Raw genomic sequence first — 3,675 nt, forward strand, 5'->3', positions numbered from 1 at the left:
TAGACGACACCGTTTTAAAAACACGTGTATCTTGATGATTTAAAAGGGTTTAGAAACGTACCTCGAAATCCTCTCTGTACGCTAAAAACAGAGGACACCGGCAAAAACAGCATTTTGAGAGGCAAAACAGGGGCTGGTACAGCACCGGGGAAGTACGCTTCCTATCAGACAGGAAACCCGCCACACAGGCCTTCGTGAGACGTATATAACGCAAAAATCCCGCTGCAGATAACTGCAACGGGATTCTACTCTCTATAAGCTCAAGGCTGTTTGGCGGTGGTTGGGGCACTCTGGGAGGTTGGTTTCTCTATTATTTACTCCGACCCCATTTTCGATTTTCGGTTTTTAATACGCCCTTGCTCAGACAGGAGGGGTCATACAAAAATTCATGAGATGAACAGATCGTTAGATATACCAACCACAATGATATTTTTATAAACAGAATGATTAAGCCGGGGATCTGCTGCTCAGAACAGGCTGCTCTGAAAAGATAGTGCAATTTATGCCAGGTAGGCTGTGATGGGGATGAATCCTATTAGAAAAGTACGACTTTTGTCCTGGAAACTTTTTGCTGTCGCTATTGCCTTACTCATATCGACTAGTAAAGGAGTATTCCATTATGAGCTGGCAATCAGGATCATCACAGTATGCAAGCACGGGTAACAACACCGGCAACTATCAAGGGAGCTATCAAGGCAACTATCAAGGCAACTATCAAACGAACACCCCGATTAGTTATAACAGGCAGCAGCCTGGAACAGGTTCACAAATGGGTTACGACTCTGGGAACAGGGTTGTCACGCAAACGTCAGCCCAAACGTATATGCAGGAGCCTCCCTTTTATAGACAGGCTGGTTATAGCCAAGCTGGTTCCTATCAATCCCCTGCGCGTCCGGGAAGAGATCAGTTTGGTAACCCCAGCTTTGTAGATCAATATGGTGTGATGGGATACAGAGATTCACGTCAGGTCGGGTACTTTTATCACCCTGATGATAATTCCATATACACTTTTGACCAGAACGGAAAACGCGTTAGCTATGACCCTGTGCCACAACAGAATCCGCAACAGTGGCAACAGCCTGCTCCACGGTCGGCTCGATCTATTCCCCCTCGTTTAAGCTCTGATATACCAACTACCCAGCCAGTTGTTCTCCAGAAAACAACCAGCAACCCCGTACAATATAAGCATAAGGCGATGCTCAAGGTCTTTGAGGATTTCACTAAGGCATTGGACCTCAGCGACCTTTCGCCAAAATTCATTTCTCAACATGTATACGATTTTAATGAAAAAGCAGAGATTTTTGCAGAACGCACCAATCGAGCACGCGTTGAATACTTTCTCTCCAAGTATATTCTTCCTGATCTTGCTCCTGAAGGTTCTCAGGACGACACGCGCTACGAGCGCCTGAAGGCGGCATGTGATGAGAGCCCAAAATGTGATTTTCTCATGGAGAGGCTACGAGCCGCAGAGCATCAGTTTAGAGAAGAACAGTCGCGGGCACAGGTATCCGCACAGCCGACTACTGTTCATCAACCTAAGTCTGTGCAGCCGCGCCGCAGTCCATTGCAGATGCCTTATCAACCACCGTCGAACAATCAACCTCAATCGTATAATCAATCGTCGTCGTACAATCAATCTCAGCCACACACAAAAACGCAGACGTACAAAAAACCGGTGCAGCCTGCTGCCCCTGTTGCTTCAGACCCTTTACAACCACTGCTGAATCAGCTTGTGACTCAGGAAGACTGGGATACCTACGTTGTCGGAATGATGGTTCCCCAGGCAGCAATGTTTGCAGATTACATAGAGGTGTCTCCGCTTAATCGGCGTGCATTATTCACCAAGGGGAAAGAGTGGGCACAACAGAACGGAAAGCCTGAGGAAAGTGTTGAAGCAGGGCTTCGTTATCTGGGCCAGTATGTTATTAAGGATCGTAAGGATGAAGGTAGTCCGCTAACGTGGAAGGCTTTACTGAAAAGTGTGGGCGAGTTAGAGCAGGATCTTGATAATACACAAACCTATACGTCTGATCTCCGACAGCTTTTAGAGAAAAAGCTGCACAAGGAGGAAGAAGAGCGGGCATTGCAGAAAGCCATACAGCTGGAACAACGGGAGCAGCAGTGGGCACCACCACAACCTCGTGTGTCATCAGGTCCGGTATCGTCTCATAGGCCTCCTGTTACTCCTATGCTTCACAATATTCCCCCTGTTGTACCGACGACACCGCAGTCTTCAGTTCAGCATACCTTACAGCCATCTGTGGCGGTAATGGGTGCTCAAGGTGGTGGAGAAATCGATCCATTATCCCAGCCGGTGAGACTGGAAGACTGGAACAGTAGTATGGCGCCCCTAATGCTGAATGCGCAGAGATTTTTGATGAGCGCTTTTGACATCCCTCAGGACGCACTGAAAATCATACAAGAGCAGTCTGCCCAGGCTCAGCCCCATGACCAGGACTGCAGGAATCAGGATGCCGTATGCAGGATGGGAGCGTGGGCAGTGAACCATTTTCCAGGGTTAACCTGGAATGATGTGCTGGAAAAAATGGCTCCTGTGCATAATGATTATGCTATTGCGCTCCGTAAAGCATTGTCGCTTGACCTGAATAAAAATAACTCATCTATATCTGAAGCTGCGTTGTGTAAAACACAACAAGGGGTTCAGCTTTCCGCTCAACATGTGGGTTCTACAGCAGATCAAGAGAAAACAGCGGAGAGCTCTGGTAAGAGTTTGGATAGCAAGTCAGGCGGTGGCAAGGACGAGCCAGCATGCTCTGTCTGTTGGGAGCTATTTAGCAAAATTGATCTTAAAAAAATAGGGGTTCCTGTGTGTTGTCACCCCATTTGTATGTCCTGTGCTGACAAGTTGGCAATCAAGACTTTGGAGAATGGGCAGAGAGGCCGCGAATGCCCGACATGCCGACAAGCGTTGAAGTTTCAGACTATATTCTGGTGATACTGACAACGTCCCCTACCATGGCGCAATAACCAGTCTGGTTGTTCAATGCTTTGTGGCGGATAGCCTTACGGAAAAAGGCCTTGGCAGCTTTTTTATCTCGCTTTTTGGTAAGAAGGAAATCAACGGTATTTCCTTCTTTATCGACAGCGCGATACAGGTAGCAGTCACGACTTTTGATCTTTGACCTTTGGCCTTTATGTAGGTTTCATCCATACGCCATGAGGTTTTGACGGCTGGCTTCTGCTTTCGATGCAGAGCTTCCAGTTGAGGAGTGTACACGATCACCACTGCTGATAATCAGGTTTTCACCGGCAATGGCAGTCAGGTTATCCGTGGTTTTGATGTGGGCCGCAGTTACTTCAATATTATGACCGGCATTCAGTGCCAGCGTATCGGCGGTAATGCTGGCAGTGTCACCAATTTCTGTACGAATATTGGCACTGGCACCGCGGAACTGTTTGTCGCTGTGCGTCTGCTCAATCACCGTTTCATGGATAATGTCACCGGTGAGGGCATTCAACGTCACCCGGCCACCATTGATATGGCCGCCCCGGTTCACCAGGTCTCCGGCTGCCGTGAGGGCAGAGCCTCCGGCATTCTGGGCAATATTGATGTTATTGGCCAGTGAAGCTACCTGTCAGTATTTATTCACTCCGACCCCTTTTCTCTTTTCTCTTTTCTCTTTTCTCTTTTCTCTTTTCTCTTTTCTCTTTTCT

The 3,675-nt window shown here is 47.8% G+C and carries 2 protein-coding genes and 1 pseudogene; 2 read left to right on the forward strand and 1 reads right to left on the reverse strand.

Going from position 1 to position 3,675, the window contains the following annotated elements:
* The first annotated feature begins 619 nt into the window (after positions 1-619).
* Positions 620-2,956: a hypothetical protein gene (locus tag QMA35_RS21020; RefSeq protein WP_281649098.1), complete on the forward strand. Its 2,337-nt coding sequence runs from the start codon at positions 620-622 to the stop codon at positions 2,954-2,956.
* A 55-nt stretch (positions 2,957-3,011) separates the two neighbouring features.
* On the opposite strand, the pseudogene QMA35_RS21025 reads toward QMA35_RS21020, so the two are convergent.
* Positions 3,012-3,181 (reverse strand): annotated as a pseudogene (locus QMA35_RS21025) (DDE-type integrase/transposase/recombinase); the annotation flags it as partial.
* A gap of 49 nt (positions 3,182-3,230) precedes the next feature.
* Between QMA35_RS21025 and QMA35_RS21030 the strand changes: the two are divergent.
* Positions 3,231-3,587 (forward strand): hypothetical protein, encoded by a 357-nt coding sequence (locus tag QMA35_RS21030; RefSeq protein WP_281649099.1) that lies wholly within the window; start codon positions 3,231-3,233, stop codon positions 3,585-3,587.
* The last annotated feature ends 88 nt before the right edge of the window (positions 3,588-3,675 follow it).

The organism is Parendozoicomonas sp. Alg238-R29 (genome assembly GCF_947331445.1).
Taxonomy (GTDB): Bacteria; Pseudomonadota; Gammaproteobacteria; order Pseudomonadales; family Endozoicomonadaceae; genus Sansalvadorimonas.

Coding starts and splice junctions, on each gene's coding strand:
- QMA35_RS21020 (WP_281649098.1), top strand. CDS start 620: ATGAGCTGGCAATCAGGATCATCACAGTATGCAAGCACGGGTAACAAC.